This window comes from Bacteroides sp. UBA939 (assembly GCF_002293435.1).
In the GTDB taxonomy this organism is placed as follows: domain Bacteria; phylum Bacteroidota; class Bacteroidia; order Bacteroidales; family Bacteroidaceae; genus Bacteroides.
In genome coordinates, this window is the sequence record NZ_DBDF01000205.1 from 1 (window position 1) to 1,931 (window position 1,931).

The window sequence follows — 1,931 nt, forward strand, 5'->3', positions numbered from 1 at the left end:
AGGGTAGCATGAATATCGTAAATATTATATGATTTTATAACGAACTATTGATGTTACATTACGATACTAATACTCCAGTCCTTTTTATTATATTCAAAAGGGCTGATACGACTCAACAAGTGTTCAATCAAATTAGAAAAGCCCAACCGCAAAGGCTATATGTAGCGGCCGACGGCCCCAGAACAGAAGCCGAAATGGAACTATGTAACCAAACTCGTAAAATCATTGAGGATGTGGATTGGGACTGTGAAGTTAAAACATTATTCAGTGATATTAATTTAGGGTGTGGAAATGCTGTAAATAAAGCAATCACCTGGTTTTTTGAAAACGAACCCGAAGGTATCATACTTGAAGACGACTGCCTTCCGGCTGATAGTTTCTTTGGTTTCTGTTCCTCTCTTCTGGAAAAATATAGAGATGATGACCGGATAGGGCATATTTCGGGAGGAAATTATCAGAATCATGTCTCCAGGGGAGATGGCTGTTATTATTTTTCATCTTTAACCCACGTATGGGGTTGGGCAGGATGGCGCCGCGTATGGAAGGATTATGATATTGATATAAAGACATTTCCGTTATTTATGCAGATGAACTATATTGAAAAGATGCCAAGTCATGGGGCATTCAAAGGATGTTGGTTGCAAAACTTTCAGTTACACTATAACCGGGGAGTAAATTCATGGGACTATCAATATGCCTATCATAATCTGGTCAATAACAGACTTTCCATTATGCCTAATGCCAACCTAATCTGTAACATTGGATGTGACAATAATGCCACGCATTTTATAAGCAATCATCCATTTGCCAATATTCCTTTAAGTACAATAGACAAGATTATTCATCCTACATTTATTATAAGTGATACAAATGCAGATTTACATTCTCAGGCAATAGAGATAAGAATGCCGGACAACATCATCCATAACAATAACTTGAGAACATCTATTTTCCTAAAGAAGAGATTGGTTGAATTAAGCCATAAAGCGGATGGATTGATGAGAATACCTAAAATTATTCATCAGGTATATGAAGATCCCGCAGGACCTTCAAAAATGTTACAAAGGATAGCCGAATCATGGAAAGAACATCATCCTAATTGGGAGTATCATTTTTGGAGCAGAAGCGACATAGAAAACTTCCTGGTTTCTTTTTTCCCTAATTTGATATCTTTTTATCACTCCTTGCCTTTTAATGTGCAACGTTGGGATTTTATTCGTTATTTAATACTCTATCAGTACGGTGGAGTTTATGCAGATATGGATTATGAATGTCTTGAACCATTAGATTCTTTATTGGGAGATTCAACTTGCTGCATGGGATTGGAACCGGAGGTACATGCACATAGAAATAATAAACCTTTTATTGTGGGCAATGCGTTAATGGCTTCAATCCCTAAACATAATTATTTAAAGATGATAATAGACGACATAATTAGTGAAAAGAAGTCATTGCCCAAATATAAAGCTTTGGAAATCATGGAGACCACAGGTCCATTTATGACTACGCGAATTTATAATGCGTATGCCGGGAATGGAGATGTAACGTTATTGCCTGCCGAGTTAATAGCTCCATTAACCCTTGAAGAAGTTGGAATGCTGATTCATAACAAAGAAAATGCAGATATAGAAATGAAAGTAGAGAATGCATTCGCTATTCATTATTTCTTAGGATCTTGGATATCGCAAACTTATTAGTGTGATATTTCGGTGACCGGAATTCAAAAATGACGGTATTTTCACCGCATATAGATGGTATTTACACCACATATATGTGGTTCGTGAACGGGATATAGATGGTGCAAACACGGGATATAGATGGTTCACGCACCGCATATATCCCGTCCAAGAACCATATATATCCCGTTTAACCACTGTATATCAGTGTGTTACAACCAAATCACTAGCAAAAAAACAGAGTGAGGGTAACTT

The 1,931-nt window shown here is 36.9% G+C and carries 1 protein-coding gene; it reads left to right on the forward strand.

Going from position 1 to position 1,931, the window contains the following annotated elements; translation table 11 throughout:
• Positions 1 to 50 precede the first annotated feature (50 nt).
• Positions 51 to 1,697: a glycosyltransferase family 32 protein gene (locus B2Z67_RS13270; RefSeq protein ID WP_291530320.1), complete on the forward strand. Its 1,647-nt coding sequence runs from the start codon at positions 51 to 53 to the stop codon at positions 1,695 to 1,697.
• Positions 1,698 to 1,931 lie beyond the last annotated feature (234 nt).

Excerpts from the sequence above, each read along its gene's own strand:
- B2Z67_RS13270 (WP_291530320.1), top strand. The coding sequence starts at position 51 with ATGTTACATTACGATACTAATACTCCAGTCCTTTTTATTATATTCAAA.